Genomic DNA, 23,837 nt, shown 5'->3' with positions numbered 1-23,837 from the left:
AGACCGCCACGGCGCGATTCGCGTATCGCTTCTAAGGCGAACTTGAAGTATTGCTGCCGGCCTGACTATCATGGTGCCCGGCGGCAGCGGGAACGGCATGTGGGCCCGTCAGGCGCATCTTGCGTGCAAGGCGTCGGCTTGCCGGTCGAGCATCCGCGGGACCGGGGGCAAACTGCTATCGGATTTGGAGGTAACAGCGGCACCATGGCGCAGGGCACAAGCTTTGCCGATCCAGGGCATCGACCGGCGGCGCCCGGGATCGCGTCGTGCCCCCTTCTCCGCATCGAGCGCGCCTGGGACGAGGCGCTGTTCCAGACCGGATCCTTGCGGCCGCGCTATGGCGCCGCCGTACTGCTCACGTGGACCATGGAGCGGCCCGTCATCCGGTCAGGCGCTCCGCCCCAGGTCATCGACGCAGTATCGCGCGTTGCCACCTCCCTCGGACGGGTGGCCTTTCGCCTGTTCCATCCGGCAGACCCCGGCTTGGGCATCGCCCTGCTCCACGCTTCACGTCCCGCGCTGTCGGCCCGGATCCGTGCATGGCTTACCGGAGCCCGGCGTCCGGACATAGTGGTGGGTCGCCAGCCGGCCGCGGCTGCGGAACTGTTCGTCCAGAACTGGCAGCTCCAGGGACAGGTTGCGCTCGTCCTGCGCGATCGCGCGATCAGCGACGAAACCGTGCGCAGGCTGAGCCGCGCCAGGGATTGGAGCGGCGCCGGCTTTCCTCACGACGGGCGCCTGCTGATCGCCCCGGCCGTGGATGGAGCCGGCATCATGCTCGCCGCCGCCAGCGCGGCCGAAATGGACCACGCGCTGGGCCTGCTGCTGCAGGCCTTCGATGACACCGGCATTCCCTGGGTGGGCGACGGGCCCGACCTCGCGATGACCGACATGGATGTCGCCGTCAGCCATCATATCGACGCATCCGAGCCGGACTCCCAGGGCATGTACGAATATCACTACGAATACGACATCCATGAATTCTCGCGCTCGGGCAGGACCTACGTGGCGCGCTCCTATGTCGACGAGCCCGAGAGTGCCGCCTTTCTGTCCGTGCGGGAAGGCGGCGCAAGCCAATTGCTGCGTTCGTCCGACTTGACCCATCCCCTGCTTGTCGCGGCGGTCGACCATTTGCGCAGCGCGGGCAAAACCAGGCTGGACCGGCTGAGCGATCCCGAGGGCTATGTTCCCCTCGAGGTGCCCTTGCCGCCCCAGCGCTAGAGGGACGACCGGCAGGACGCCAGTGGCCTGCTGCCCGCGCCGCTATTTCGGGACCGCAGCGTCGGCGGACCGGCGCCGCTACTTCGAGACCGGAGCTTCCGCGGAACGGTCGGCGGTGCAAGCCAGGTCCAGCAGTTCCGCGGCGGAGCCCCAATTGCTGCCCTCCTTGCCCCGCCCATGGCGCACATCGTCATCGGCCTCGGTATCCAGGAGCACGAAGCCGGGTTGCCCCTTCGGCAAGGTCACCGCGGTCATGAAAAGCGTGTGGCGTAACATCGACCCATCCGGGGCGACGTCGCCGGCCAATGCGCGAAACGGGTCTGTGACCGACAATGACTTCTGGTCCACCAGCAAGGCGCGATATTGGTATTTCCGGTTCAACATGCGTGGCAGCCAGGTCCATTGGGTTGCGCTCAATTCGTCCATATGCCTGGACAGGACCGTGATGACCTGCGGCTGCACGCAGCCGATGTGGATGTGCAGCTGGTCCTGGCTACGCCCGTAGATGGAGTTCGCCGCGAAACCGATCCGCGCCGTCTTCGGCGGCTTGAGCAGATCGGTGACGTAATGCCGGTTCTCGTACGCGTACTGCCAATAGCTCGGTCCGTCCAGCACCCACAGACGGCTGTCCTCGATCCCGGTCACGCTCGCCGTCGGCAGCAGCAGGAACTCGTAAGGGCTGCTCGGATTGTTGTCCTTCAGGATGACGTAGCCATTGGGGACATCGACCTTGGCGCAAGGATTGCTCGCGGCGGCGCCGCCGCCACTGCCGCTATTGCCGCCGTTGCCCGGCTGGCGCGGGTCGTTCGACGCCTGGAGGCACGCCTGGACCACCTTCCACAGCACGCCGCGTTTCGCGTCCACTTTCCATGCCGGGCCAGGCCAGGGATTCGGATCCGTATCGGCATAGGCGGCTGTCCATGCCGTCGCGGTCATGGACAGTGCGAGCGCGACCAGGCCATTGCGTATTCTCATCATCCACCCCGTCGAAGGTCCGTGCCATGGCGATCCTATCGGCGAAATGCCGCAGGCATGGCGTCCCACGCCGTAATGTTTGACAACGACAATTTACCGTCCGGCGAGCGGCAAGACCGGTAGCACGGACCACCCGCTGGCAGCCCGCGCATGCGCGGCGCGCGCCCCCGCCCCGACTCAGATGCCCTGGCCGCCGGATATTTCGATGCGCTGTGCCGTGATCCAGCGGTTGTCCGACCCGAGCAAGCTGGCCACCGCCGGCCCGATATCGTCGGGCACGCCCACGCGGCCCAGCGTCGTCATGGCGGCGAACGCGTCGTTGTAGGCGGGCGTATCCCGCACCGCGCCGCCCAGGAAATCCGTCTCGATCGCGCCCGGCGCGATGGTGTTGGCGGTGATGCCGCGGCTGCCGAGTTCCTTGGCCATGTAGAGCGTAAGGGTCTCGACAGCGCCCTTGGCTGCCGAATAGGCCGAGAACCCCGGGGCTGCGACACGCGTAAGGCCGGAGGAAAAGTTCACGATGCGGCCGCCGTCGGCGAGCAGTGGCAGCAATGCCTGCGTCAGGAAGAACACACCCTTCACGTGCACATTGAACAGCCCATCGAATTGCGCCTCGGTCGTCTCGCCGAAACCGGCCATTTCCCCGTGGCCGGCGTTGTTCACCAAGTGATCGAAGGTCTCCCGGCCCCAGTTCGACTTGAGCGCCGACCGGACGCTTTGCGCGAAGGCCGGAAAGCCGGAGATATCGCCGACGTCCAGTTGCAGCGCCAGAGCCTTGCGCCCCATGGCTTCGATTTCGGCGACGACGTCTGCGGCGTGATCCGCGCCGCTCCGATAGGTAAGAATCACGTCCCCGCCATGGCGGGCGATGCTGACGGCGGTATTGCGACCCAGGCCCCGGCTGCCGCCGGTAACGATGGAAATGGTGGTCATGGTGGACTCCTTGAGGGTGAATGTTGCGGTGACCACACTATCGCCGACGGTGCGGCGGCTCCGTTGCCGGATTCTCGGTCATCCTTGCTCGTTTCTCCGATCTCGGCGCCGCTGATTTATCATCCAGGCATGGTGGACACCCTGCTTGAAACCGTACGCCGCTACGCCGACGCACATGCGGACGAACACGGCATTGCCCAGACCCCCATTCCGGGGCTGGCCCTCGTTCGCCATACGGCCCCAACCGCCCTGCAGTACGCCATCGCCAAACCGCTTGTCGCGCTGGTACTGCAGGGCAGCAAGCGCGTCACGATGGGGAAGCAGACGACGGACTTCGGCGCCGGTGAATCCCTGCTGCTCACGGCCGACGTGCCGACGGTCAGCCAGATCACGCGTGCGGACATCCGGACGCCCTATCTTTCGATCGTCGTGGATCTGGATCCGGCGGTTATCGAGGCCTTGGTCGTGGACATGGGGCCCACGCCCTTCGAGGCCGACATGCCTGTTCGGGTCGTCCCGACGGAGGCCGAAGTGGCCGACGCCGCGCTGCGCCTGCTGCGCCTTCTGGACAGGCCGGCGTCCTTGCCGGTCCTGCAGACCCAGTTGATACGCGAGCTGCATTTCTGGCTGCTTTCGGGCCGGCACGGCGGAGCCATCCGCAGCCTGGGGATCGCGGAAAGCCATGCGCACCGCATCGCATCCGCGGTGGCGCTGATACGGAGCAATTTCGCCAGGCCGCTGCGGGTGGAGCAACTGGCCGAGGCCGCGCGCATGAGCACCTCTTCGTTCCATGAGCACTTCCGTGCCATCACGTCGCTGACGCCGCTCCAGTTCCAGAAGCAGCTCAGGCTGATCGAAGCACGGCGCATGATGCTCGCGGAAGGCGCCTCCATCGGCAACGCGGCCTATACGGTTGGATACGAAAGCATCCCGCAGTTCACGCGCGAGTACCGGCGCATGTTCGGGCTGCCCCCCGCCCGGGACATGAAGGCCGCCAAGGGGCGCAGCCAGCCCGCGGCGTAGCGGCCGCGGTGTTATCCTTCCGCGTGCCGTCGTCATCCACTGTCCATACATGGTATCCAGAGAAGCTCCCCAGGCCGATACAGGAACGGTCAACCGCGTCCTACGCATCCTTTCCGCGTTCGCGGCCAAGGACCGGTGGCCCCTGAACGAATTGGCACGGGAGCTGGATCTTCCACGTGGCAGCGTGCATCGTCTGCTGAAGCTATGCCGCCCGCTTGGCTTCGTCGACCAGGATGCGGAAGGCCTCTATACCGCCGGCATCGAGCTCTACCGGGTCGCCAGCAAGCTCAGCGCGGACATGCCGATCAACCGGCTCGCCCGGCCGTTGCTGGAGGGCCTGCGCGATGCCACCGACGAAACGGCCATGCTGGTCCTGCTGTCCAGGCAGGAACTGCGCATGTTCTTCTCGGACATCGCATGGCCATCCCACCCGCTGCGATATACCGTGCCGCTTCATCAGTTGCAGCCCCTGACCTGGGGCGCGGCCGGCCAGTCGCTGCTGGCTTTCCTGGAAGAAGAAGAGATCGAACGGGCCATCGGGCAAGCCGCGACTTCACCGCTGAACGGCCGGCCGCTCGATGTGCCCGCGTTGCGCCAGACCCTCGCGCAGATCCGCCGGTCGGGCTATGCCACCAGTTACGCCGAACGCGCGCCCGACATGCATGGCCTGGCGGTCCCTTTCTTTGACAAGGGCGGGCAGGTGCGCGGGCACATCATGCTGACGATTCCGAACTTCCGCTACGATCCCGCGCACCAGGAGCGCTATCTGCAGCTCCTGCGTGAAGCCGCGGCCGAGTTGACGCGGCGCCTGGGCTGGAAATAGGTCCGCGTACTTCGAACATACTGCCGCCCGTCAATTCAGGGCATTGATCGGCTGCCCACGCTCGAATCCCAGCACCTGCTCGAACATGAGCTCGAACATGCGCTCCAGGCCGCTGCGCTCCACGTAGCCGATGTGCGGCGTAGCGACGACATTGGGCAGGGCAAGCAGCGGATCGCTACCTGGTACGGGTTCATCCTCGAACACATCCGTCGCGGCCATGCCGGGCCGCCCGTTGCGCAATGCCGAGGCCAGGGCCCCCGCTTCGATCAGGCCGGCGCGGCTGGTGTTGACGATCAACGCACTGGGTTTCATCGTAGCAAGCAGGCCGGCCGTCACGATGCCCCGCGTGGCGGGAACCAGGGGCAAATGCAGGCTGATGACGTCGGACATGGCGAAGAATTCTTCCTCCCCTGCGGCGGCCTCGTGGCCGTCCGCGATGGCGCGAGCCAGCGTCGAAGCGCGGCCCCAGACCTGGACTTTCATGCCGAAGGCCCGGCCGTACCCGGCGACCACGGCGCCGATGCGCCCGTAGCCATACACGCCCAGCGTCCGTCCCCACAACAACTGGCCCATCGCGTCGCGCGATTGCCAGTTGCCCGCCTTCAGAGCAGCCATCTCCTGCGGAATACGGCGCAGCGCCGCCAGGATCAATCCCCAGGTCAGTTCAGCGGTGGCGTAGGAAGGCTGACCCGGCACCGTGCGCGCGCACACGCGCACGCCCTGGCGCGTGCAAGCGTCCAGGTCGATATGCGGAACCGAGCCGAACTGGCTGATCAGCCTCAGGCGCGGCAATCTTTCGAGCAACGGCGCCGTGATGGCCGTACGCTCACGTATCAGCAACAGCGCTTCGGTGTCCGCCAGTCGCGACGCCAATAGATCGATATCGTCGGTGTGGTCATTCCATACCGTGACATCGTGATGCGCGATGCGCTGGAAGCCGGCGAAGGTGCGCACGACATCCTGATAGTCGTCCAGGATGGCAATTCTCATAGGGGCGTTTCCTGTCATGGATAGGGCTAGCCTTCAGTCCAGCCGCACATTGAGCGCCTGCACCTTTTCCTTGAACGAGGACGCCTCGTCCTTCAGCGACGCCGCGAACTCCGCGGGCATATCGGCGACCGTCGTGAACGCATTGGCCTGCGTGACCTGCTGTTCGAAGCGCTTGTCCCGCAGCACCGCACGCACATCGCGGGCGATCTTGGCGATGATGTCCGGCGGCGTCTGGGCCGGCGCGACCAGGGAAATCATCAGGTTCATGTCCATGTCGGGATGCCCCAGTTCCGTAAGCGTCGGCACATCCGGCAGCGCCGTCATGCGGGCGCGTCCGGTGACCGCGATGGGACGCAGGCGGCCGTTCTTGATGAAGGGTTCGACCAAAGGCAGCGGCGCCCACGTGAAATCCAGCTGCCCGCCCACCAGGTCCTGGACCGTCTGTATGGTCCCCTTGTAGGGAATGTGGTTGTATTGCGTGCCCGTCTGCAGGCCGAACCAGTTTTGCAGGATGTGCACCGGCGTGCCGACCCCGGAAGTGCCGTAGGTCACCCGGCCGGGCGCCTTGCGCGCGGTGTCCTCCAGGTCCTTCAGTGACTTGATCGCACTGTCCTGGCGAACCACCAGCACGCGCGTCCCTTCGGCGATACGGATGATCGGGGCGAAGTCGCGCATCGGCGCATAGGGCAGCTTGGCATACAGCAGCGGATTCGTCTGCAGCGCAGTCTCGGAAGACACGAAAAGGGTATAGCCGTCCGGCGCGGCCGTGGCAACGGTTTGCGCGCCGATGATCTCCGAGGCGCCCGGCCGGTTCTCCACCACCACGGATTGCTTCCAGACCTCGGTAAGCCGCTGCGCGATCGCGCGCCCGAAGATGTCGAAGATGCCGCCCGGCGAGTACGCCACCACCAGTTTCACCGGCCGCTGCGGATAAGCGGAAGCCGGCTGTGCCGTGGCCGAGCCGGCGTACAGGACGGATGCAAGGGCCAGCAGCCCCGCCCGGTAAAGAGACAATCGGATGGACTTCATTGTGTCTGCCTCGCTTTGGATGGGGAAGGCAAACGGTACGGGGTAGGCCAGCCGGTCCCGTGAGGAAGCACGGCGCGCCACATCAGTATCGATCACCGAAACATCTTATCGTTGAGCGAACTGTAGTGGGACGACAGAGGTTGTGTCAACGTGGGGATTGCACCTAGTGCAGGCGGCGCATTGGTTGGAGCGGGTCGGTCTGCGCGCCGATGATGGCGCGCAGGCGGCGGGAGCCGCGACGGATCGTGCGAGCAGCCCAGCGCGACCCGGGCCCTCGACTCAAATAATGGGCGAGCCGCCCGTCACGGCTATCGTCGCCCCGGAGATATAACTCGCTTCATCCGACGCCAGCATCACGTACGACACCGCCACCTCGACCGGCTGCCCGGGGCGCTTCATGGGCACCTGCTTGCCGAAGTTCTTCACCTTCTCCGGCGGCATGGTCGAAGGGATCAAGGGCGTCCAGATCGGCCCCGGCGCCACGCAGTTCGCCCGTATGCCCTTCTCCGCGAGCAACTGAGCCAGGCCCCCGGTGAAATTCTGGATCGCACCCTTTGTGCTCGCGTAGGCGATCAGGCCCGGATTGGGATGGTCCGCGTTGATCGAAGTCGTATTGATGATCGAGGCACCCGGCTTCATATGTTTCACCGCCGCGCGGGTGATGCGGAACATGGCTCCGATATTGGTATCGAACGTCTTGTCCCATTCCTCATCGCTGATCTCTTCGAGCGACGGATAGGTCATCTGATACGCCGCGTTGTTGACCAGTACATCCAGCCGTCCAAACTCCTGGACCGCACGCTCGACGATCTCGTTGCAGTGCGCCGGGTCGGTGATATCTCCGGCCAGCAGCACAGCCTTGCGCCCTGCTTCTTCCACCCAGCGCCCGGTCTCGCGCGCGTCCTCATCCTCGTTCAGGTACGAAATCAGCACGTCGGCGCCTTCGCGCGCGAAGGCGATGGCCACCGCCCGGCCGATGCCACTGTCACCGCCGGTAATGATGGCGGCTTTGCCGGCGAGGCGTCCCGAGCCCACGTACGATTCCTCGCCGTGGTCGGGCTGGGGGTCCATGGGCGCGGTTCGCCCGGGGGTCTGCTCTTGCTGCTGGTCGGGCATGGGCGGCGTCGGCCGTTGCGTGTCTGTCATGGCGGTCTCCAATGGCTTGCTGACGTGGCACCGCGCGCAAGGCGCGTGCGTGAATCCAACCCACAGCAACCTTCGGACCCATCGGTGTGCCTGCACAGGCCCCGCCATCGAACAGTGGCCAATTTCCTCATCCGTTGGAACATGTACCGGCGTTACGGACGGCGTGCCCGCTGCACACGCGATCGCGGTCGATGGCCTCCGCAGAAGAACCGACGCTTCGCGTGGCCCACCAGAACAGCAGCGCCAGCAGGCTGACCACCGCGCCCAGCAGGCACACGCCCTGCCAGCCGGCATGCGCGTAGGTCGCCGTGGTGCCTATCGCCCCCAGCCCGCTACCCAGCGCGTAGAACAACATATACAGGCCCACCAGCCGGCCGTGTGCCTCCGGCCGGGTACGGAAGATCATGCTCTGGTTGGTGACATGCAGCGCCTGGCCACCCAGATCCAGCAGCACGATGCCTATGACCAGCGCCCACAAGGACGCATGCATACGCGACAGCGGCCACCAGGCCAGCAACAGCAGTACAAGGGCCGCCGCGCTGGTGCGTCCACCGTAACCCCGGTCGGCCCATCGGCCGGCACGCGCGGCGGCCAGCGCGCCCACCGCGCCCACCAGGCCGAAGGCGCCGATCACGGTGTGCGAGTAGCCATAGGGCGGCGCGCTCAAGGGCAACACCAGCGCGCTCCAGAAGACGTTGAACGCCGCGAACATCAACAACGCGAGCACGCCGCGCACTTGCAGCACCCGCTCCTGGCGCAGCAGCGTCAGCATGGAGGCGAGCAGGCGGGGATAACTGAGCGGCTTGCCGGGCGCGGGCAGGACCGGAAGCCGCCGCCACAGCGGCAGCGCGATCGCCAGCATCAGCCCGGCGGCGCAGAAATACACGCCACGCCATCCGGCCAGGTCGCTGACGCCGCCGGCCACTACGCGGGCCAGCAACAGACCGATGAACACGCCGCTCTGCGCCGTCCCGACTACCCGCCCCTGCTCATGGGCCCCAGCGGCGCTGGCGGCATAGGCGATCAACCCCTGCGTCATCGCGGTACCGAGCAGGCCGACGCCCAGCATGCCTGCCAGCAACATCGCCGTGGATTGCGCCATGCCCACGCCGGCCAGCGCCGCCGCCAGTCCAAGAAGCTGCGCCGCCATCAGCCGACGGCGATGCACCAGGTCGCCCAAGGGCACCAGCAAAACCAAAGCCACCGCACAACCGGCCTGCGTGGCCGTGACGACGCCGCCGACCCACGCCTGGCTCAGGCCGAAGTCCTGCGCCACCGCATCCAGCAAGGGCTGCGCGTAGTAAACGTTGGCGACGCTCAGGCCGCTGGCAATGGCGAACAGCAGTACCAGGGCGCGCGGCATATCCGTGTGCTGCAAGGTACCGCGGTCCTGGCGCGGCGGGTCCGTGGATAGCAAGGAAGTCGTCATGATCCAGCCTCGTGCGGTGTCGATCCAGTTTCAATGTAGTTTCGAAACAAAACTGGTTGAATGCTAGACCAGCCAGTTTTAGAATGCAACCAGACAGAACCGCAGCGGCCCGCCGGCCGGATACGCCATGCCAAGCCCCAAGCCCGTGAATGACGAACCTTGTCCCGTCGCACGCTCCGTCGATGTCATCGGGGATCGGTGGGCGCTACTTATCGTCCGGGATGCCTTCGACGGCATGCGGCGCTTCGGCGACTTCCAGCGCAACCTTGGCGTGGCCCGCAATATTCTCTCGGACCGCCTGCGCAAGCTGGTGGCGGCCGGCATCCTTGAGACGCGGCCGGCCTCGGATGGCACCGCCTATCAGGAATACGCGTTGACCGCCAAGGGCGAGAATCTCTTCCCTGTCGTGGTGGCGTTGCGACAGTGGGGTGAGCGGCACATGTTCAGGCAGGGCGAGCGGCACTCCGTACTCATCGACAAGCGTACTGGCAAGCCCATCCCCCTCATGGCACCACGGACCAAGGATGGCGGCGTATTGGCGCCAGTCGCAAGCGAGGTACGGAAGGCAAGGTAACGGCTCATGGGCGGGCCCCGGCCCGCACGATACTCAGCGCCGCCCCTTGGCAGGCGTCATGCTGAAGCGGCGACGATATTCGGTTGGCGTCACACCCACCACACGACGGAACCGGGCGCGGAACGTGACCGGAGAATCGAAGCCCGACCGTGCGGCCACCCGATCGATCGACATCCTTCCTTCCTCCAGCAGCGCTTGCGCCCGTTGTACGCGGGCCAGTAGCAGGCACTGCAGCGGTGTCGTACCGGTCTGTTCCCGGAATCTTCGGGCAAAGGTCCGCGGGCTCATACCCGCCCGCGCCGCCAGGGTATCCACATTGAGCGGCTTGTCCAGGTTGGCCGTCATCCAATGGATCAGTGCTGCGAGACTGGAATCGGACGACGGAAGCTCGTGGCGGATGAACTGCGACTGGCCGCCATCCCGCGTCAACGGCGCCACGGCAAGCCGCGCCGAATGCGCCGCGACGGCTTGCCCGTGATCGCGGCGTATCAGGTGCAGGCACATGTCCAGTCCTGCCGACGCGCCAGCCGAGGTGATGATGCGGCCTTCGTCGACGAACAGCACGTCCGGCTCGACCCTGATTTTCGGATATCGCTGCGCCAGCTGCGCGGTACCCGCCCAATGCGTGGTGGCACGCCTGCCATCCAGCAGACCGGTGGCCGCGAGTACGAACGCGCCCGAGCAAATGGCCGCCAGTCTCGCACCACGTTGCCATGCGGCCCGCAATGCGGCCAACACGGGCCCCGGCATGAGCGCAGCCGCGTCCTCGATGCCGGGAATGAGCACCGTGTCGGCGCGCGAAATCGCGTCCAGCCCGAAGAAAACGCGCATCTCGAAGGCGCGCGATCGGATGGTGCGCGCCGGTCCGCAGACTTGCACCGCATACGCTGGCGCTCCGCGGGACGTGCGGGCGCGCGCGAACACCTCGCAAGCGATGCCCAAGTCGTAGGGAACGAAGTCATGCAGGGCGAGCACGGCGATCCGATGCATCGGTGAGTATCCTCCCGCGCCGCAGACTAGCAGCAAAGTTGTTTGGCAGCAAATGATCGGTTTTTGTCGTTTCTGCCACTCACGCCATGGCCAGGGGAACGGCTATTGTCGCGGCGATCATCAACCACCAGGCCGCCACGCCCCCGGGCGGCCCGTACCGGAGGACGGACCCGATGGCTGACCCGACAGCACTCCCGCAGATGGCCAGCAGGCTGGAGAGCCAGCAATTGAAGCGGCTGGAAATCCTATCGCTCATCGAAGCGACAACCCTGGTCATGCTGGTCTGCATCGCCGTGCCGCTGAAGCACGTGTTCGGCTGGCCACTTGGTTCCAGAATCATCGGCCCGGTGCACGGAATCGCCTTCATCGCCTACACCTGGACGGCGCTGCAGACCGTCTCCGGCGGTGGATGGCGCGGCCCCGAGATGGCACGGCTGTTCATTGCCGCCCTCTTGCCGTTCGCGGGGTACGTCAACATTCCCTGGCTGCGACGCAAGACGGCGGCGCTCAATGAGCGCGTAGCGCCCCCGCAATCATGAGCGTCTATCCGTATCTCGTCGCCGCGCACGTCACTGCGGTAGTGTTTCTGGTTGGCGGTATGCTCGCACACGATCGGGTGATCAGCGCGTTGACCCGCCTACCGCAACAAGGGCAAAGCAGCACGCTCATGGCCCTGCTGCGCCTCGACCGCCATGTCGTGACGCCGGCTTTGCTGCTCGCCTGGGTCTTCGGCCTATCCCTGGCGCTGTGGGCCGGCTGGCTTTCCGCGCCGTGGCTGCAGATCAAGCTGGTTATCGTTGTCGCGCTATCGGCGCTCCATGGCGTGCAGTCCGGGCGATTGCGCGGGTTCGTCCGGGAAGGCAAGCCGCCGACGCCCATCCCGGGAGCCGGCATTGCCGTCGTAGCCGCCATGCTCGCGATTGCGGTACTGGCCATCGCCAGGCCAGTCTAGGGACGCTTGCGCGCCACACGGCCATTGCGGCCTTGGCGGCCAGACTGACCCGGCTCGTTTCGCCTGGCGATCCGTATCAGCCAGTCTTCCACCAGAGAAACCATGGGTGAGACAGTTCGACGGGCCGGTTTAAGCACGTGATAGGACATGCCCCGCAGCGTGGGGCCTGCGATCACCTGCAGCAATCCCATACGCAGTTCTTCCTCCACGAGCAGCAGGCTCAGGAGCGCGACCCCCTGGCCCGCGACCGCGGCCTGGATGGCGTGGCTCTCCTCGGAATAACGGATGCCAGTGGACAGTGTGGATGGGCTGTGGCCAGCCTGGCGAGCCCAGGCCGCCCATGTCAGCTCCAGCGGCGGAGGCCGATGCCAATCGAAATGGATCAAGGGCCACTGTCCGGCGCTGTCGTTCAACGACACGGTGAGCGTCGGGCTGGCGACGGGTGCGAAGTTGTCCTCGAAGAGCAACTTGGCGGTTACCCCCTTGTAGTCGCCGTCTCCATACCGGATCGCCAGGTCCGCCGTGCCGGCATTGAGGTCGACCGGCATATTCGATGCATGGACATGCAGATCGATGTCCGGATGCTCGGCCTGGAAGGCCGCCAGCTTGGGAACCAGCCACTTGGCGGCGAAGGCCGGCGTCGTGGACAGGGTGACCGATGCGCGGGTTGGCTTGCGCACCTGTTCGATCCCGGCTGCGATCGCCTGGAAGCCGCTGCTTACGGCCGCCTGCAGTGCCTGTCCTTCACGCGTCAATTCGACCGCCCTCACCTTGCGGATGAACAAGCGGCATTCCAGGTGCTCCTCGAGCACGTGGATACGATGGCTGATCGCCGTTGGCGTTACGGCCAATTCCTCGGCCGCCATTTTGAAGCTACGCAGACGTGCCGCGGCTTCGAACGCGCGAAGCGAGCTCAGGGAAGGAAGTCTCGTCACCATGAACACATGATCTCATATCATGTGTCTGGTGAAAACATATCGTTTGATGGCCAAATATTCCACATGCAAACTCCTTATGACTGATCCAATTTCATCCATAAGGAGCCATACGACGATGACCACCCTGCTGCATATCGACGCAAGCGCCCGTCCGGGACGTTCCGACATCGCCCCGCACGGCTCACACACGCGCCGGTTGACGGCGCGCTTCCTACAGGCTTGGACGGCCTTGCATCCGGGAACAAAAGTGATTTACCGCGACGTGGGGCAGGAGCCGCCGGCGCCTGTCACGGGCCGATGGATACATGCGGCCTTTACGCCGGAACATGCGCGCGAGCCGTGGATGCGGGAGGAACTGCGCGTCAGCGATGCCCTGGTGGATGAACTGCTACAGGCCGAGATCATCGTCGCGGGGGTACCGATGTACAACTTCGGTCCCCCGGCGCAGTTCAAGGCCTACATCGACAATATCGTTCGCGCAGGCCGGACTTTCGGGTTCGACCGCAGCCGGGAAGGCGACCCGTATTGGCCATTGCTGGCGGATGCGGGTAAGCGCCTGGTCATCCTTTCCGCGCGCGGAGACTACGGGTACCAGCGCGGCGGCCGCATTGAGGACCGCAACCACGTCGAACCCTCTATTCGCACCGCATTCGCGTACATCGGCGTGACCGATGTCCACGGCGTGGCGGTCGAGTACGACGAGTTCGCGGACGCGCGGCTGGCAAATTCGATCAGGGAGGCAGAAGCCGCGGTCGATGCGCTGGTGTACCGCTTGAGCCTCGCTCCAATGGAGGCAGCATGCTGACCATCCGTCGCTCAGTCGTTGAACAGTCCGATGGCCGGCCGCAGCAGGTCCGGGTATTGCAAAACCCTCCGTCCCCCTGCCAGGAAGGACGGACACGAAGCGTCGCGCTGCGCATCCCGGAGGAGCTGAATGGCCGAGCACGATAGCATTTGCCTGACCGTGCCGGCCTCCACGTCGGAAGGCTGCATATCGGCGAGGGTCAGCGGGCGCTTGCCTAGCGTTTTCCACATGACATCGAGCATTCTGTCAGTGGCGCCTATCATGATGGGACCCCTATCGAACGTAGCCCGCGGTATCCACTCCATGGAGTATGGGGAATATTCGGCACCCATGGCGTCCTTGCGGTTGCCCGGCTCCTCGATGGGGTGAGCAAGGCCCAGCGCATGCCCGAACTCGTGAAGCAGGGTAACCAGGGCCACCGCCTGCGCCACGTCCTCGTCGCTCATGGCGCCGGAAAACATGGCTTTTACCTTCCCTGCAGCATTCGCCGACAGCGTGATCGGCGTTCCCGCATTCACATAGAGCCCGGCCTGCATATGCGTTATGGCCTCGTATCCCCGCGGGATCGCTCGGGCTACCGCATCGAATGCACTATTCGACTGACTGTCGTCGATGACGAAATTCGGCGTGGAAAGACCCGCCCAGCCTATGCTGAAGGAACAACCGTTGGGCTGCAGCTTGGCATTCCAGGTTTGAGCCGCCTGCGCCACAAGATCCCGCAAGGCAAACGAAAAGCGGCTTGCGCCGAATTGCACCACGATCTCGCCGGAGACCGTATATCTCAATGCCTTGTTGTATCGGGCGCAGGGATCATACGGCATCCTGGAGGAGAGTTGGCCACCGGGACCATCCGGGTCCATGAATAACCGCACATTCCTATACCGTGGCGGGACAGTGTCCGCGACCGCAGCCGCGACCGTGAACAGCAGCAACAGCAAGGCGCAGGCAAACCGGATTCCACAAGTCTTCACCGCTTCCCCCACCGAGGCACATGAAGCATGTGCCGAGTGTAGGCACGCGCAAGGGCCGACGCAGGGTAATTTCCTGCTGGAAAACCTTTCCGTTTTGAAATCGCCTGCCGTTACAAAACGGCGACATGCGCCGGGCTGTTCTTTTGGCCTAATTGTCGCGAACAGAACTCCAGGTAGACGAACATGGCCCAGACCGTTACGTCCCGACGTGATTTCCTGCTGAACACGACCAGGTTGGCCGCCACGGCAGCCGGCGCCACCCTGGTGCCGCCGAGTATTGCAAAGGCATACTCCATCGCCGCCCAGGGGACTTCCGGCACCCTGAACGACGTGCAGCATATCGTCATCCTGATGCAGGAGAACCGCTCTTTCGACCATTACTTCGGCAGCCTTCGGGCCGTGCGCGGGTTCGGCGATCCCCGGCCTTTCCTGATGCCCAGTGGCTACCCGGTGTGGTACCAGCCGTCCGATGCATCATTCGTTCTGCCGTTCCACCCGACGCCCCCAGCAGGTTCCAAACAAGCCAATGCGGACATTTACTACGATGGCATGGCCCATGACTGGGGCAGTACGCACGCCGCATGGAATAACGGAACATACGATGGCTGGGCAAGGGCGAAATCCGCCGGAACGATGGCCCATTTCGATGAGGGGGACCTTCCCTTCTATCATGCGCTCGGAAAACTGTTCACGGTGTGCGACAGCTATCATTGCTCGATGCTGGGGCCCACCGATCCCAACCGGCTGTACCTGTGGACCGGGTGCTGTGGGAACGTGCCTCTGTCACGGCCCCATATCGATAACGATACGTCGGGATATAACTGGACCACCTTTCCCGAACGGCTGAACGCGGCTGGGGTCTCCTGGAAGGTGTACCAGGACAAGGGACAGGGCCTGGACTCGAATGCCGGGGTGGGCGAATATGAGCGCGGCACGACCACCGACCTATGGTGGAACGGCAACTATGGCGATAACGCACTCCTCAATTTCCGCCAATACAAGAACATAAATCCCAATACCCCCCTCTACCCCGCATACAACGGCACGCAGATCGACGCGCAAGGCCGAAGCCGTCCATACGACTACGACCTGTTCAAGAACCTCAGAGACGATGTCGCCAATGGCGCGCTGCCCAGCGTTTCATGGGTCGTGGCGCCGTTTGCATATTGCGAGCACCCGTCCTGGGCGAGCAGCGGTGGCGAATGGTATGTGAGCAATGTGCTGGATGCCTTGACATCGAATCCCGATGTCTTCGCCCGTACCGTCCTGCTGATCATGTATGACGAGAACGACGGATACTTCGACCATGTTCCGCCGCCCGTCCCTCCCACGCCCGCTACCGGGTTATCCAACGTGTCGACCGTGGCCGAGTTCTATAACAATGGCCTTGCGACGGACGGCACAGCGCCCGGCGATGTTCCTTACGGCCTGGGTCCCCGCGTACCGCTCGTCGTCGTCTCCCCCTGGTCCAAGGGCGGCAAGGTCAACTCCCAGGTGTTCGACCACACATCCGTCATCAGGTTTATCGAGGCACGCTTCGGCACGCAGCAAGAGAGCAATATCTCTCCTTGGCGACGGGCGGTATGTGGCGATCTCACGTCCGCTTTCGATTTCGGTTCTCCCGACGCATCAACAGCCGCTGTCTTCTTGGCGGCGAGCAACATGAATCCATCGGCTGGATCGGTCGCACTCGCGCCACCCACGATGCAATCCCTCCCCTCGCAACCATCCGAACCCAGGCCAGCATGTCTCCTGCCTTACCGCTTCTCGATAAAGGGAAGCGTAGCCAGGCAACCGATGAAGCTGTCGCTTGGGATCGTCAACGCGGGGGCGGCGGCCGTGACTATCGTTGCCAGCTCTCCGAACTTGCCGACACCCCGACGCTACACGGTCGCCGGGCAATCCGTCGTCCAGGACGACATCGCGCTGAGTGCCAGCGGCGACTACGATGTGTCGGCCTATGGGCCCAATGGATCGCTGCACGAATTCCGGGGCAATATCGGCGCGAACGGCAACGCCGGCGCCCTCTGCGAAGTGGGTTGGTCGCTTGGCCCGACCGCCGCGAGCGTGACGATCCACCTGGACAATACCCGCGACAGCCAGGCGCATGTTTTTCAATTGACGGACAACGCTTACGGGAAAAATGCCTACGCGGAAGTCGCTGTCGCGGCAGGCGCCGCACAGGATATCCAGTGGACGACATTTTCAGGCTGGCACGACATCGCCATCCGGCTGAAGGACGACGCAAATTTCCTGCGCCGGCTCGCGGGATGTCCGCAACAGCCCCAAGCACCCTCCACTGACCCCGCGATCGGCAATACAACATTGTTCGTGCCTGCCTGTCGAATGCAGGGCACCACGCCGGATACCCTGCGATTCGATTATGTCGCGCCACCGTGGGCGCATAGCCCGAAGAACTGGATAGGGGTGTTCCGGGCAGGACAGACCCCGGGCCATGACTCCGCAGTCGCGTGGGTGTATGCACCGAAGAGTGTCGGATCGGCGTTGCTGGCGAGCCGCCCCGGGAACCCCCGGCTCGCGGCGGGCGTGTATGCCGTCTGGTATCTCTTCGATGACGGGTACAAGCCGCTCCGCGGGCCGATGCGCCTGGATATCTGACCGCCTCGCCACCGCAGCTCCACGGGACGGCTCTCTTTGCGGCAAGCGGTCAGGGATCCATGCCCGGCCCACCGTGGCAGACTTTCAGCACGGCTTCATCGGCCTGCACGCTGTAGGCAGCGACACGTGTCCTGTATGCGAGCAGGCTATCGATGACACTGCGCGAATCGGGATCCGCACTTGCGCTCGCCTCCAGCTCGATGCGCGAGGCCTCTTTCAATGCACGGACCACGGCCGGCGGAATCGGCTCCACCCGTATGCCCTGCTTTTCCCGCGCGCGCAGCGCGACGGCATTCCGGTCATGGGTGCGATAGATGGCCCGCAAGGCGCAGACCCGCGCCGACTGCCGGACGATCTGCTGCAAGTCCGCCGGCTTGCCGTGCCGGGAAGGGTCGAGCACCTCGATGCGAATGCGGCACCCGATGCCGCGCCGATCGTATCGGCAAAGGCCAGTGCCGACTCATGCAACAGCGGTAGGCCAGTGGGCCAGGATGAGCGCCTGCGCCAGACGATGGGAGCGCTGGCAGCCTGGGGCTGAAGCGCGCCACGGCTGGCCGTGCAGCGGGCAGCACGGCGGCGGCCCCTGCCAGCAGCGTGGACCGATACAGGAAAGAACGTCGTCCATCCATGTTCGTCGCTACTCCGTCACGAGGTGCTTGTCGGCGGCAAGCTTGGCCCAGCGGGCGATTTCGGCCTTGAGATAGGTATCGGCCTGCCCGGGCGTACCTCCGGCGATCTCGGTTCCCAGTTCAACCAGCTTCTTGCGTACATCCGGCGTCTGCAGCGTCTCGTTGAGCGCATTCGACAGCTTGTCGACGATGGGCTTGGGCATTCCGGCCGGGCCCATCAGCATGTACCAGGCGCCGATCTCGTAATCCGGCACGCCCGCTTCCATCACGGTGGGCACGTCGGGCAGGCTGGCCACGCGCTGGCGTGTCGTGACGGCCAGTGCGCGCAGCGTGCCGGAGCGGATCTGCTGCAACACGGTGGGCACGGTATCGAAATTCACATCCACCTGCCCGGCCATGAGGTCGGTCAGCGCCGCGCCGCTACCCTTGTAGGGAACGTGCACCATGGTCGTGCCTGTCGCCTGCTGGAACAGTTCCGCCGCGAAATGCTGCTGCGTGCCAGTACCGGAAGATGCGTAGTTCAGGCCGCCCGCCTTGCTACGCGCAAGCTCAATGAACTCGGCCAGCGTCTTTGCGGGAGACGATCGGGGCACCACGATCACCTGCGGAACGCTGCCGATCAACGTGATGGCAGTGAAGTCGCGGCTGGCGGAATAAGGCAGCTTGGGCATGATCGCCGGCACCATGGCATTGGAACTGACATGGCCGAGCAGCAGCGTGTACCCGTCCGGCCGCGCCTTGGCGACGGCCGCTGTCGCGATGGTGCCGCTGGCGCCTGCCCGGTTCTCGATGACCACGGGCTGCTTCAGCAGCTCCGCCAGCCGCGGCGCAATGTGGCGTGCGATCAGGTCCGTGCCGCCGCCGGGCGAGAAGCCGACCAGTAGGGTGATCGGCCGTGCGGGCCAGGCTTCCTGCGCCAGCACCTGGCCCGGTGCGACCAGGCCGGCCCACGCCGCCAGGCCTAGCCCGGCGGCGCGCAGCAGCATCGTTCTTCTTGTCTTCATGCTTGTCTCCTCGCCGTCGGGCGGACTCAATGGAATTCGCAGAGACTGCCGAAACCGGGGAACTGGTCCTTGATGCCCATCTTGCGCAGCGCGGACCAGTAGATCACCGGCCCCGACGCGAATACGGGCATCTTGAGCCACTTCTCGGCATCGTTCGCCACGCGGGCATAAGCCAGATTGGTGCCGAGTTGCAGGATGGCGTCGGGCTTGGCGGCCTGGCAGCGCAGCGTGGCTTCGGCGAGCTGCTCGTAGGTCTGCGACGCAACGTGGATGATGCTCTTGCACTTCAGCCCTTCCACATGCACGACCTCGAACCCGCGGGACGTGAAGTAGCTGATGGCGTTCTGCTCGATGACCGGGTAGTACGGCGTGAGCAAGGCGATCCTCTTGGCGCCGCACAGCTTGAACGCCTCTTCGGCCGACTGCGCCCCCATGGTGACCGGCACGCCCGACAGTTTCTGCAGGTGCTCCAGCAGCGCGAAGCTGCCTTTCTCCCCGCCCATGTAGCTCTGCGAGGACATGCCCAGGATGAGATGGTCGATCAGCGCTTCCTTCAGGCGGCGGACCGAGTCGTCCAGATTGGCCGCCACGTTGCGCATGATGACCGACCAGTCCTCGTTCTCGGCAATCTTCTGGTTTGGAACGTAGTAGCGGTCCACCGCATTGATGACGCCCCGTGGCCGCATGTCCATCATCTCGTTCTCGACGTTGACGTTCGGGCCGGGTGTCATCACGCCGATCACGCCCCTGGGACCCAGCGCATTGACGTAGCGTTCGGTGTCGTGGGTAGAACCTTCTATTTCCTCGATACCCTTCTGAATTGCATTCATTTTTTGCTCCTTTGAGGTAAAACGGACATGAAACCTGCTTCTTTTGACGAAAATGAATGCGTTCAATGTATGAGGTTCTTCCTGCGTACGTCAACATCTATGAATTCAAACCAGGGTTTACACCGAGAGTTTCGAGCGCTATGCCGCACTTTTATGTTGAAAATGAATGCATAATTGCGGCATGAGCAAAAACTTCGTCCATGCCTCCCTGCTCGACGGTCTGCGCGAGGTGTTCGTGCAAGGGGAAATCGCACCGGGCAGCAAGGTGCCGGAAGCGGCACTCTGCGCGCGCTTTGGCGTCTCGCGCACCCCCCTGCGCGAAGCGCTGAAAGTGCTTGCATCCGAAGGGCACGTCGAACTGCTGCCCAACCGAGGTGCGCGCGTCCGCGAGCTTTCGCTGGATGAGGTCGAGGGCTTGTTCGCCGTGGCGGGCGCCCTGGAGGCATTGGCCGGCGAACAGGCGGCAGAGCGCGTCACGGAGGCCGAATTGGCGGAGATCACGGCGCTGCATGAAGGTATGCACGCAGCTTTCCTGCGCCGCGATCGGCAGCCGTACTACGAGAACAATCGCGCCATCCACGAAGCCATCGTCCGGGCCACGCGGAACCCAGTACTCATCAGCCAATATGCGGTTGTGAATGCACGTATCCGACGCATACGCTTCCAATCCCCCATGACCGAGGATATCTGGAGCCGCGCCATGGCCGAGCACGATGGGATGCTCAACGCCTTGATGCGACGCGATGCCGCGGCGCTATCGGGCATCCTCAAGACCCATCTCAAGAACAAATGCCAAGCCATCGTCAGGGAGTTGCAGGCGCACGTCCCTGCCCCTGCCCCGCGCCGGCGGCGCGCAGGGTGACGGCGCGACGCAAGACAGCGTGTCCGCATCGCTCCAGTGCCCGGGCCCCGGCGCTATCCAGGCGAGGCGGCGGCCGGACGATAAGGAATACGTGAGGATGATGACATCGAAAGAGAATGCCTTGGCTATCGCGGAACGCGATGCAATCCTGCAGAACATCGTCTTGTGGGCACAGCGCAATTGCGCGATCCAGGCGCTGGTGCTCACGGGCTCGCTCGCCAGATCCGACGGCCTTGCCGACGCGCTATCCGACATCGACATAGAACTTATCGCGGACGATCCCCAGGTTCTCATGACCGATTCCGGTTGGCTGGGCGAGATCGGGGAGCTGGTGACCGTATTACCCTTGGACCCTTCTACCGAACAACGATGGGCCACCCGGCTTGCCATTTATTCCGGCGGCACCAAAGTCGACTACACGCTAGCCGGCCCGGCCCGCTTACGCGAGATGGCCAGCCGGCAGGAACTGGAAGCGCTGTATGAACGAGGATATCGGATTCTGCTGGACAAGGCGGGGCTCACAACGGATCTGCCGCCACCGAGCGGGCACGTCCCCACCCCGGCATTGCCTTCGAACGAGGTCTTCCGCGCAGCGGTGGAAGAGTTCTGGTTCGAAGCGTCCCATATCCCGAAGTACCTTATGCGTGGCGAACTATGGCTGGTCAAGCAACGCGATCAGACGATGAAAGCCCTGTTGCTTCAGATGCTGGAATGGCACGCGGTAGCGTCAGGCGCCGTCGACGTGTGGCACAACGGCACGCGGATGAAGCAGTGGCTCGATGAACCGACGTGGCGCGAGTTGCAGCAGGTTTTCGGGCACTTTGATGCATTGGACGCCATCAAGGCTTTCAAGGCCGCCGTCGCCCTCTACAGCAGGTTGGCGAACACCGTGGCGCGTTCTGCGGGACTTGAATACCCGGAATCCGTCGAACGCGGAATCATGTCGATCTGCAGGCCCCTGTTCGTACATTTTGAGCGCGTCACGTGAGCTCAACCGGAGTCACCGTTATGCAAGTCCCCTCCCCTTACCCGACAGGCGCAGCTTCAATGCCTGGAGCGTCGGCGCTCTCGCGTCGCCTGGTGGGGGTTGGCGGCGCGCGATGACAATCGTGAAGCTCAGCGCCGGCCAGGCATTGCTGAATGCGGCCGGACGCTGCCCGGGATTCGCCGGGCAAGGAAGCCCCCAAGCTGACAGTGGTCAGAAATCCCAGAAGACCGGTACCCAACGAAAGACGTCGCCCTCCTCGGCCACCCGGCCGACGGAGGGAAACGGCATGTGGGTAGCCACCAGCAGTCCCCCGTTGGCCGCCAATTCACGCAGAAGGCCTACGCGAACGCGGATGGCCTCTTCGGGATCGTGTTCGAAGCCGTTGTGCCACTCGGGGTGGTCGAATCCTACCGGGAATACGGCATCGCCGGCGAAGGTCAATCGATCGCCGCCTGACGCCAGGCAAACAACGCTGTGCCCGGGCGTGTGGCCGCCAGTGCGGCGAACCACCACGCCCGGCGCCACCTTTTGCTCGTCCTCGAATACCTGCAATTGGTTCTTGTACTCGCTCGCGAACCGCCTGGCGGCTGACCGGAGGACGTCCGGCACCGCCGCCGGCATGGAAGTGTGCGAAAAATCTGGAGCGGCCCAGAACTTGAGCTCCGCGGCGGCCACGTGTATCCGCACGTCCGGACGCAACTGCTCCTTCATCCCATCGACCAGCAAGCCGCCAACGTGATCCATGTGCATGTGGGTGATAACCACGTCAGTCACGGAAGCAAGGTCGATGCCCGCGGCCTTCAGTCGCTGGGGAAATTGTCCGGCGCGCGGAAAGTCCGGGTACTCCAGGCCCAGCCCGGCGTCGATCAATATGGTCCGTCCGCCGCTACGCGCCACCATCACGTTCAAGGGCCAATCGAATCCCTCGGGGGACAGGAACATGTGGTCCAGCCAGGAGGTGCGCTCGGACGGGTCGGCGTTGGTCGACATGGTCGTGGCGGGCAGTGCCAGCACCCCATCGCTGATCACCAGCACATCGATCTCGCCTATCCGCACCGCGTAACGCGACGGGACCAATTCGGCGACTGGGGGCCGAGCGGGCTGCACGCTGGGCTGTACGGCGGGCTGTACGGTGCTATCGACGCTAAACATAATGAAATCTCCAGGAAGACGGACCCGATCGCCAAGGCCTAGCCATTCGCGCGACTGGCGGCAAGTCGCCGTTCAGGCCTGCCCGGTTCTATCCGGGCGAGGACCATGATGAAGGCGGCATTCGGGGCTCTCGGGCACTGATCACGGCAGAACGCCGCATGCCCGCATCGTAGATAGCACGGGCACCAGGCGGTAGGCCTGGAAACGGGCTCACGGTGTTTCCCGATACGCACCACGCGCAATAGAAGGAGTGTCGGGCTGGAGCAGCCCGCGCGGCCTAGTGGCTGATGCGGTGCAAGGCACCGCCGATCAATAACGCGCTACGTCCATGATGCGATCGGTTGCCGCCGTGTCGGCTGGACGGCTGCGTGACTTGCGGCGTGCGTCGCATGTCGAGCGCAGGAGGCGAATCCTTCAACCTTGCGACTAGCACCACGTTGCGGCGGAACTAGGCCGGCAAGCTCCAGCCATCCAGATGCGGGTAGATCGTGTCACGGAGCTGCCTGAGCTTCTTGTTCAGTTCGGCGAGCTCCGCGGGCGACTGCTCCGATGCGGCGAGCAGGGATTCGCCCAGACATCCCGCTTTGTTGCGGAGCAGTCGCCCCTGCTCCGTCAGTGCGACAACCACCTGGCGTTCATTGTCCGGGTTCCGCGTCCGCTGGACAAAGCCCGAGGATTCCAGCCGCTTGAGCAATGGTGTCAGCGTACTGGGTTCCAACGCCAATCTCTCCGCGATCCCGCCGACAGTTTGCCCGTCATCCCGCCAGAGGACGTTCAGTACCAGATACTGGGGATAGGTCAGGCCCATCCTGTCCAGCAACGGTTTGTAGATACGCTGGATCGCAATGCCCGCCGAATAAACGGCATAGCAAAGCTGGTCATCCAATGGCGGAGGGCTGGTCACTTTCTTCTGGGTCATCGCATACCTCTTCGGGTGCCGCACAGGACTGCGCA

The 23,837-nt window shown here is 64.3% G+C and carries 24 protein-coding genes; 10 read left to right on the top strand and 14 right to left on the bottom strand.

Features of this window, described 5'->3' with window-relative positions; all coding sequences use genetic code 11:
* Positions 1-204: 204 nt before the first annotated feature.
* Entirely contained in the window at positions 205-1,221 is a 1,017-nt protein-coding gene (locus tag BAU07_RS27365) for a hypothetical protein (RefSeq protein WP_198168893.1), read from the top strand.
* A gap of 78 nt (positions 1,222-1,299) precedes the next feature.
* Here the strand turns inward: BAU07_RS27365 and BAU07_RS10615 are convergent, their stop codons facing one another.
* Positions 1,300-2,199, bottom strand: coding sequence for a CDP-diacylglycerol diphosphatase (locus BAU07_RS10615; RefSeq protein ID WP_066657159.1), 900 nt, complete (start codon positions 2,197-2,199; stop codon positions 1,300-1,302).
* A 174-nt stretch (positions 2,200-2,373) separates the two neighbouring features.
* The gene (locus tag BAU07_RS10610) at positions 2,374-3,129 is read right to left on the bottom strand and encodes an SDR family NAD(P)-dependent oxidoreductase (protein ID WP_066657152.1); all 756 of its coding nucleotides are present in this window, start codon (positions 3,127-3,129) and stop codon (positions 2,374-2,376) included.
* Positions 3,130-3,258: 129 nt separating this feature from the next.
* Here BAU07_RS10610 and BAU07_RS10605 point away from each other — a divergent pair, with 129 nt between their 5' ends.
* Positions 3,259-4,152: an AraC family transcriptional regulator gene (locus BAU07_RS10605; RefSeq protein ID WP_066657149.1), complete on the top strand. Its 894-nt coding sequence runs from the start codon at positions 3,259-3,261 to the stop codon at positions 4,150-4,152.
* A gap of 49 nt (positions 4,153-4,201) precedes the next feature.
* The gene (locus tag BAU07_RS10600; RefSeq protein ID WP_066657146.1) at positions 4,202-4,975 is read left to right on the top strand and encodes an IclR family transcriptional regulator; all 774 of its coding nucleotides are present in this window, start codon (positions 4,202-4,204) and stop codon (positions 4,973-4,975) included.
* Positions 4,976-5,005: 30 nt separating this feature from the next.
* Here BAU07_RS10600 and BAU07_RS10595 read toward each other — a convergent pair whose 3' ends face one another.
* The 4 genes from BAU07_RS10595 to BAU07_RS10580 all read right to left on the bottom strand — a co-directional run bounded on the left by BAU07_RS10595 (position 5,006) and on the right by BAU07_RS10580 (position 9,503).
* Complete coding sequence (locus BAU07_RS10595; protein ID WP_066657143.1) at positions 5,006-5,965, bottom strand: D-2-hydroxyacid dehydrogenase family protein; 960 nt, start codon at positions 5,963-5,965, stop codon at positions 5,006-5,008.
* Between the two features lie 33 nt (positions 5,966-5,998).
* Positions 5,999-6,994: a Bug family tripartite tricarboxylate transporter substrate binding protein gene (locus tag BAU07_RS10590; protein ID WP_066657140.1), complete on the bottom strand. Its 996-nt coding sequence runs from the start codon at positions 6,992-6,994 to the stop codon at positions 5,999-6,001.
* 279 nt (positions 6,995-7,273) lie between these two features.
* Positions 7,274-8,140 carry an SDR family oxidoreductase gene (locus tag BAU07_RS10585; protein WP_066657130.1) on the bottom strand — a complete coding sequence of 289 codons (867 nt, stop codon included), beginning with the start codon at positions 8,138-8,140 and terminating at the stop codon, positions 7,274-7,276.
* A gap of 127 nt (positions 8,141-8,267) precedes the next feature.
* Complete coding sequence (locus tag BAU07_RS10580; protein ID WP_232338333.1) at positions 8,268-9,503, bottom strand: MFS transporter; 1,236 nt, start codon at positions 9,501-9,503, stop codon at positions 8,268-8,270.
* Positions 9,504-9,696: 193 nt separating this feature from the next.
* Here BAU07_RS10580 and BAU07_RS10575 point away from each other — a divergent pair, with 193 nt between their 5' ends.
* Entirely contained in the window at positions 9,697-10,143 is a 447-nt protein-coding gene (locus BAU07_RS10575) for a winged helix-turn-helix transcriptional regulator (protein WP_066657125.1), read from the top strand.
* Positions 10,144-10,176: 33 nt separating this feature from the next.
* Here the strand turns inward: BAU07_RS10575 and BAU07_RS10570 are convergent, their stop codons facing one another.
* Complete coding sequence (locus BAU07_RS10570) at positions 10,177-11,133, bottom strand: GlxA family transcriptional regulator (protein ID WP_066657123.1); 957 nt, start codon at positions 11,131-11,133, stop codon at positions 10,177-10,179.
* A 173-nt stretch (positions 11,134-11,306) separates the two neighbouring features.
* Here BAU07_RS10570 and BAU07_RS10565 point away from each other — a divergent pair, with 173 nt between their 5' ends.
* Both BAU07_RS10565 and BAU07_RS10560 read left to right on the top strand, forming a co-directional pair.
* Positions 11,307-11,672, top strand: coding sequence for a DUF3817 domain-containing protein (locus tag BAU07_RS10565; RefSeq protein ID WP_084026042.1), 366 nt, complete (start codon positions 11,307-11,309; stop codon positions 11,670-11,672).
* Positions 11,673-11,731: 59 nt separating this feature from the next.
* The gene (locus BAU07_RS10560; RefSeq protein ID WP_472255903.1) at positions 11,732-12,085 is read left to right on the top strand and encodes a CopD family protein; all 354 of its coding nucleotides are present in this window, start codon (positions 11,732-11,734) and stop codon (positions 12,083-12,085) included.
* Here the strand turns inward: BAU07_RS10560 and BAU07_RS10555 are convergent.
* Complete coding sequence (locus BAU07_RS10555; RefSeq protein WP_066665264.1) at positions 12,082-13,023, bottom strand: LysR substrate-binding domain-containing protein; 942 nt, start codon at positions 13,021-13,023, stop codon at positions 12,082-12,084. The two genes, BAU07_RS10560 and BAU07_RS10555, sit on opposite strands and share 4 nt — an antisense overlap.
* A gap of 115 nt (positions 13,024-13,138) precedes the next feature.
* Between BAU07_RS10555 and BAU07_RS10550 the strand changes: the two genes are divergently transcribed.
* Positions 13,139-13,828: an FMN-dependent NADH-azoreductase gene (locus tag BAU07_RS10550; protein WP_066657119.1), complete on the top strand. Its 690-nt coding sequence runs from the start codon at positions 13,139-13,141 to the stop codon at positions 13,826-13,828.
* An 11-nt stretch (positions 13,829-13,839) separates the two neighbouring features.
* On the opposite strand, the gene BAU07_RS10545 is transcribed toward BAU07_RS10550, so the two are convergent.
* On the bottom strand, positions 13,840-14,688 hold the full coding sequence (locus BAU07_RS10545; RefSeq protein ID WP_157122180.1) for a hypothetical protein: 849 nt from the start codon (positions 14,686-14,688) through the stop codon (positions 13,840-13,842).
* 294 nt (positions 14,689-14,982) lie between these two features.
* Between BAU07_RS10545 and BAU07_RS10540 the strand changes: the two genes are divergently transcribed.
* The gene (locus BAU07_RS10540) at positions 14,983-17,418 is read left to right on the top strand and encodes a phosphocholine-specific phospholipase C (RefSeq protein WP_066657114.1); all 2,436 of its coding nucleotides are present in this window, start codon (positions 14,983-14,985) and stop codon (positions 17,416-17,418) included.
* Between the two features lie 49 nt (positions 17,419-17,467).
* Here the strand turns inward: BAU07_RS10540 and BAU07_RS10535 are convergent, their stop codons facing one another.
* The 3 genes from BAU07_RS10535 to BAU07_RS10525 form a co-directional block, all read right to left on the bottom strand.
* Positions 17,468-17,818 (bottom strand): type 2 periplasmic-binding domain-containing protein, encoded by a 351-nt coding sequence (locus BAU07_RS10535; protein ID WP_066657110.1) that lies wholly within the window; start codon positions 17,816-17,818, stop codon positions 17,468-17,470.
* A 237-nt stretch (positions 17,819-18,055) separates the two neighbouring features.
* Positions 18,056-19,051 carry a Bug family tripartite tricarboxylate transporter substrate binding protein gene (locus BAU07_RS10530; protein WP_066657108.1) on the bottom strand — a complete coding sequence of 332 codons (996 nt, stop codon included), beginning with the start codon at positions 19,049-19,051 and terminating at the stop codon, positions 18,056-18,058.
* A gap of 26 nt (positions 19,052-19,077) precedes the next feature.
* Positions 19,078-19,881, bottom strand: a complete 804-nt coding sequence (locus tag BAU07_RS10525) for a maleate cis-trans isomerase family protein (RefSeq protein ID WP_066657106.1) — start codon at positions 19,879-19,881, stop codon at positions 19,078-19,080.
* Positions 19,882-20,062: 181 nt separating this feature from the next.
* Between BAU07_RS10525 and BAU07_RS10520 the strand changes: the two genes are divergently transcribed.
* Positions 20,063-20,743 carry a GntR family transcriptional regulator gene (locus BAU07_RS10520; protein ID WP_084026041.1) on the top strand — a complete coding sequence of 227 codons (681 nt, stop codon included), beginning with the start codon at positions 20,063-20,065 and terminating at the stop codon, positions 20,741-20,743.
* 97 nt (positions 20,744-20,840) lie between these two features.
* Positions 20,841-21,731 (top strand): aminoglycoside 6-adenylyltransferase, encoded by an 891-nt coding sequence (locus tag BAU07_RS10515; RefSeq protein ID WP_232338279.1) that lies wholly within the window; start codon positions 20,841-20,843, stop codon positions 21,729-21,731.
* 210 nt (positions 21,732-21,941) lie between these two features.
* Here BAU07_RS10515 and BAU07_RS10510 read toward each other — a convergent pair whose 3' ends face one another.
* Together BAU07_RS10510 and BAU07_RS10505 are read right to left on the bottom strand one after the other, a co-directional pair.
* A complete protein-coding gene (locus tag BAU07_RS10510) occupies positions 21,942-22,883 on the bottom strand; it encodes an MBL fold metallo-hydrolase (protein WP_066657102.1) in 942 nt (313 codons plus the stop codon).
* 448 nt (positions 22,884-23,331) lie between these two features.
* Positions 23,332-23,802 carry a MarR family winged helix-turn-helix transcriptional regulator gene (locus BAU07_RS10505; protein WP_066657100.1) on the bottom strand — a complete coding sequence of 157 codons (471 nt, stop codon included), beginning with the start codon at positions 23,800-23,802 and terminating at the stop codon, positions 23,332-23,334.
* Positions 23,803-23,837 lie beyond the last annotated feature (35 nt).

It is taken from the genome of Bordetella flabilis (assembly GCF_001676725.1).
In the GTDB taxonomy this organism is placed as follows: Bacteria; Pseudomonadota; Gammaproteobacteria; order Burkholderiales; family Burkholderiaceae_B; genus Bordetella_C; species Bordetella_C flabilis.
This window is presented reverse-complemented; position numbering and strand designations above follow the sequence as displayed.

Excerpts from the sequence above, each read along its gene's own strand:
- BAU07_RS27365 (WP_198168893.1), top strand. The coding sequence starts at position 205 with ATGGCGCAGGGCACAAGCTTTGCCGATCCAGGGCATCGACCGGCGGCG.
- BAU07_RS10590 (WP_066657140.1), bottom strand. The coding sequence starts at position 6,994 with ATGAAGTCCATCCGATTGTCTCTTTACCGGGCGGGGCTGCTGGCCCTT.
- BAU07_RS10505 (WP_066657100.1), bottom strand. The coding sequence starts at position 23,802 with ATGACCCAGAAGAAAGTGACCAGCCCTCCGCCATTGGATGACCAGCTT.
- BAU07_RS10600 (WP_066657146.1), top strand. The coding sequence starts at position 4,202 with ATGGTATCCAGAGAAGCTCCCCAGGCCGATACAGGAACGGTCAACCGC.
- BAU07_RS10560 (WP_472255903.1), top strand. The coding sequence starts at position 11,732 with ATGCTCGCACACGATCGGGTGATCAGCGCGTTGACCCGCCTACCGCAA.
- BAU07_RS10555 (WP_066665264.1), bottom strand. The coding sequence starts at position 13,023 with ATGGTGACGAGACTTCCTTCCCTGAGCTCGCTTCGCGCGTTCGAAGCC.
- BAU07_RS10610 (WP_066657152.1), bottom strand. The coding sequence starts at position 3,129 with ATGACCACCATTTCCATCGTTACCGGCGGCAGCCGGGGCCTGGGTCGC.
- BAU07_RS10550 (WP_066657119.1), top strand. The coding sequence starts at position 13,139 with ATGACCACCCTGCTGCATATCGACGCAAGCGCCCGTCCGGGACGTTCC.
- BAU07_RS10615 (WP_066657159.1), bottom strand. The coding sequence starts at position 2,199 with ATGATGAGAATACGCAATGGCCTGGTCGCGCTCGCACTGTCCATGACC.
- BAU07_RS10510 (WP_066657102.1), bottom strand. The coding sequence starts at position 22,883 with ATGTTTAGCGTCGATAGCACCGTACAGCCCGCCGTACAGCCCAGCGTG.
- BAU07_RS10595 (WP_066657143.1), bottom strand. The coding sequence starts at position 5,965 with ATGAGAATTGCCATCCTGGACGACTATCAGGATGTCGTGCGCACCTTC.
- BAU07_RS10585 (WP_066657130.1), bottom strand. The coding sequence starts at position 8,140 with ATGACAGACACGCAACGGCCGACGCCGCCCATGCCCGACCAGCAGCAA.
- BAU07_RS10520 (WP_084026041.1), top strand. The coding sequence starts at position 20,063 with ATGAGCAAAAACTTCGTCCATGCCTCCCTGCTCGACGGTCTGCGCGAG.
- BAU07_RS10580 (WP_232338333.1), bottom strand. The coding sequence starts at position 9,503 with ATGCCGCGCGCCCTGGTACTGCTGTTCGCCATTGCCAGCGGCCTGAGC.
- BAU07_RS10525 (WP_066657106.1), bottom strand. The coding sequence starts at position 19,881 with ATGAATGCAATTCAGAAGGGTATCGAGGAAATAGAAGGTTCTACCCAC.
- BAU07_RS10575 (WP_066657125.1), top strand. The coding sequence starts at position 9,697 with ATGCCAAGCCCCAAGCCCGTGAATGACGAACCTTGTCCCGTCGCACGC.
- BAU07_RS10570 (WP_066657123.1), bottom strand. The coding sequence starts at position 11,133 with ATGCATCGGATCGCCGTGCTCGCCCTGCATGACTTCGTTCCCTACGAC.
- BAU07_RS10530 (WP_066657108.1), bottom strand. The coding sequence starts at position 19,051 with ATGAAGACAAGAAGAACGATGCTGCTGCGCGCCGCCGGGCTAGGCCTG.
- BAU07_RS10565 (WP_084026042.1), top strand. The coding sequence starts at position 11,307 with ATGGCTGACCCGACAGCACTCCCGCAGATGGCCAGCAGGCTGGAGAGC.
- BAU07_RS10545 (WP_157122180.1), bottom strand. The coding sequence starts at position 14,688 with ATGGACCCGGATGGTCCCGGTGGCCAACTCTCCTCCAGGATGCCGTAT.
- BAU07_RS10540 (WP_066657114.1), top strand. The coding sequence starts at position 14,983 with ATGGCCCAGACCGTTACGTCCCGACGTGATTTCCTGCTGAACACGACC.
- BAU07_RS10515 (WP_232338279.1), top strand. The coding sequence starts at position 20,841 with ATGATGACATCGAAAGAGAATGCCTTGGCTATCGCGGAACGCGATGCA.
- BAU07_RS10605 (WP_066657149.1), top strand. The coding sequence starts at position 3,259 with ATGGTGGACACCCTGCTTGAAACCGTACGCCGCTACGCCGACGCACAT.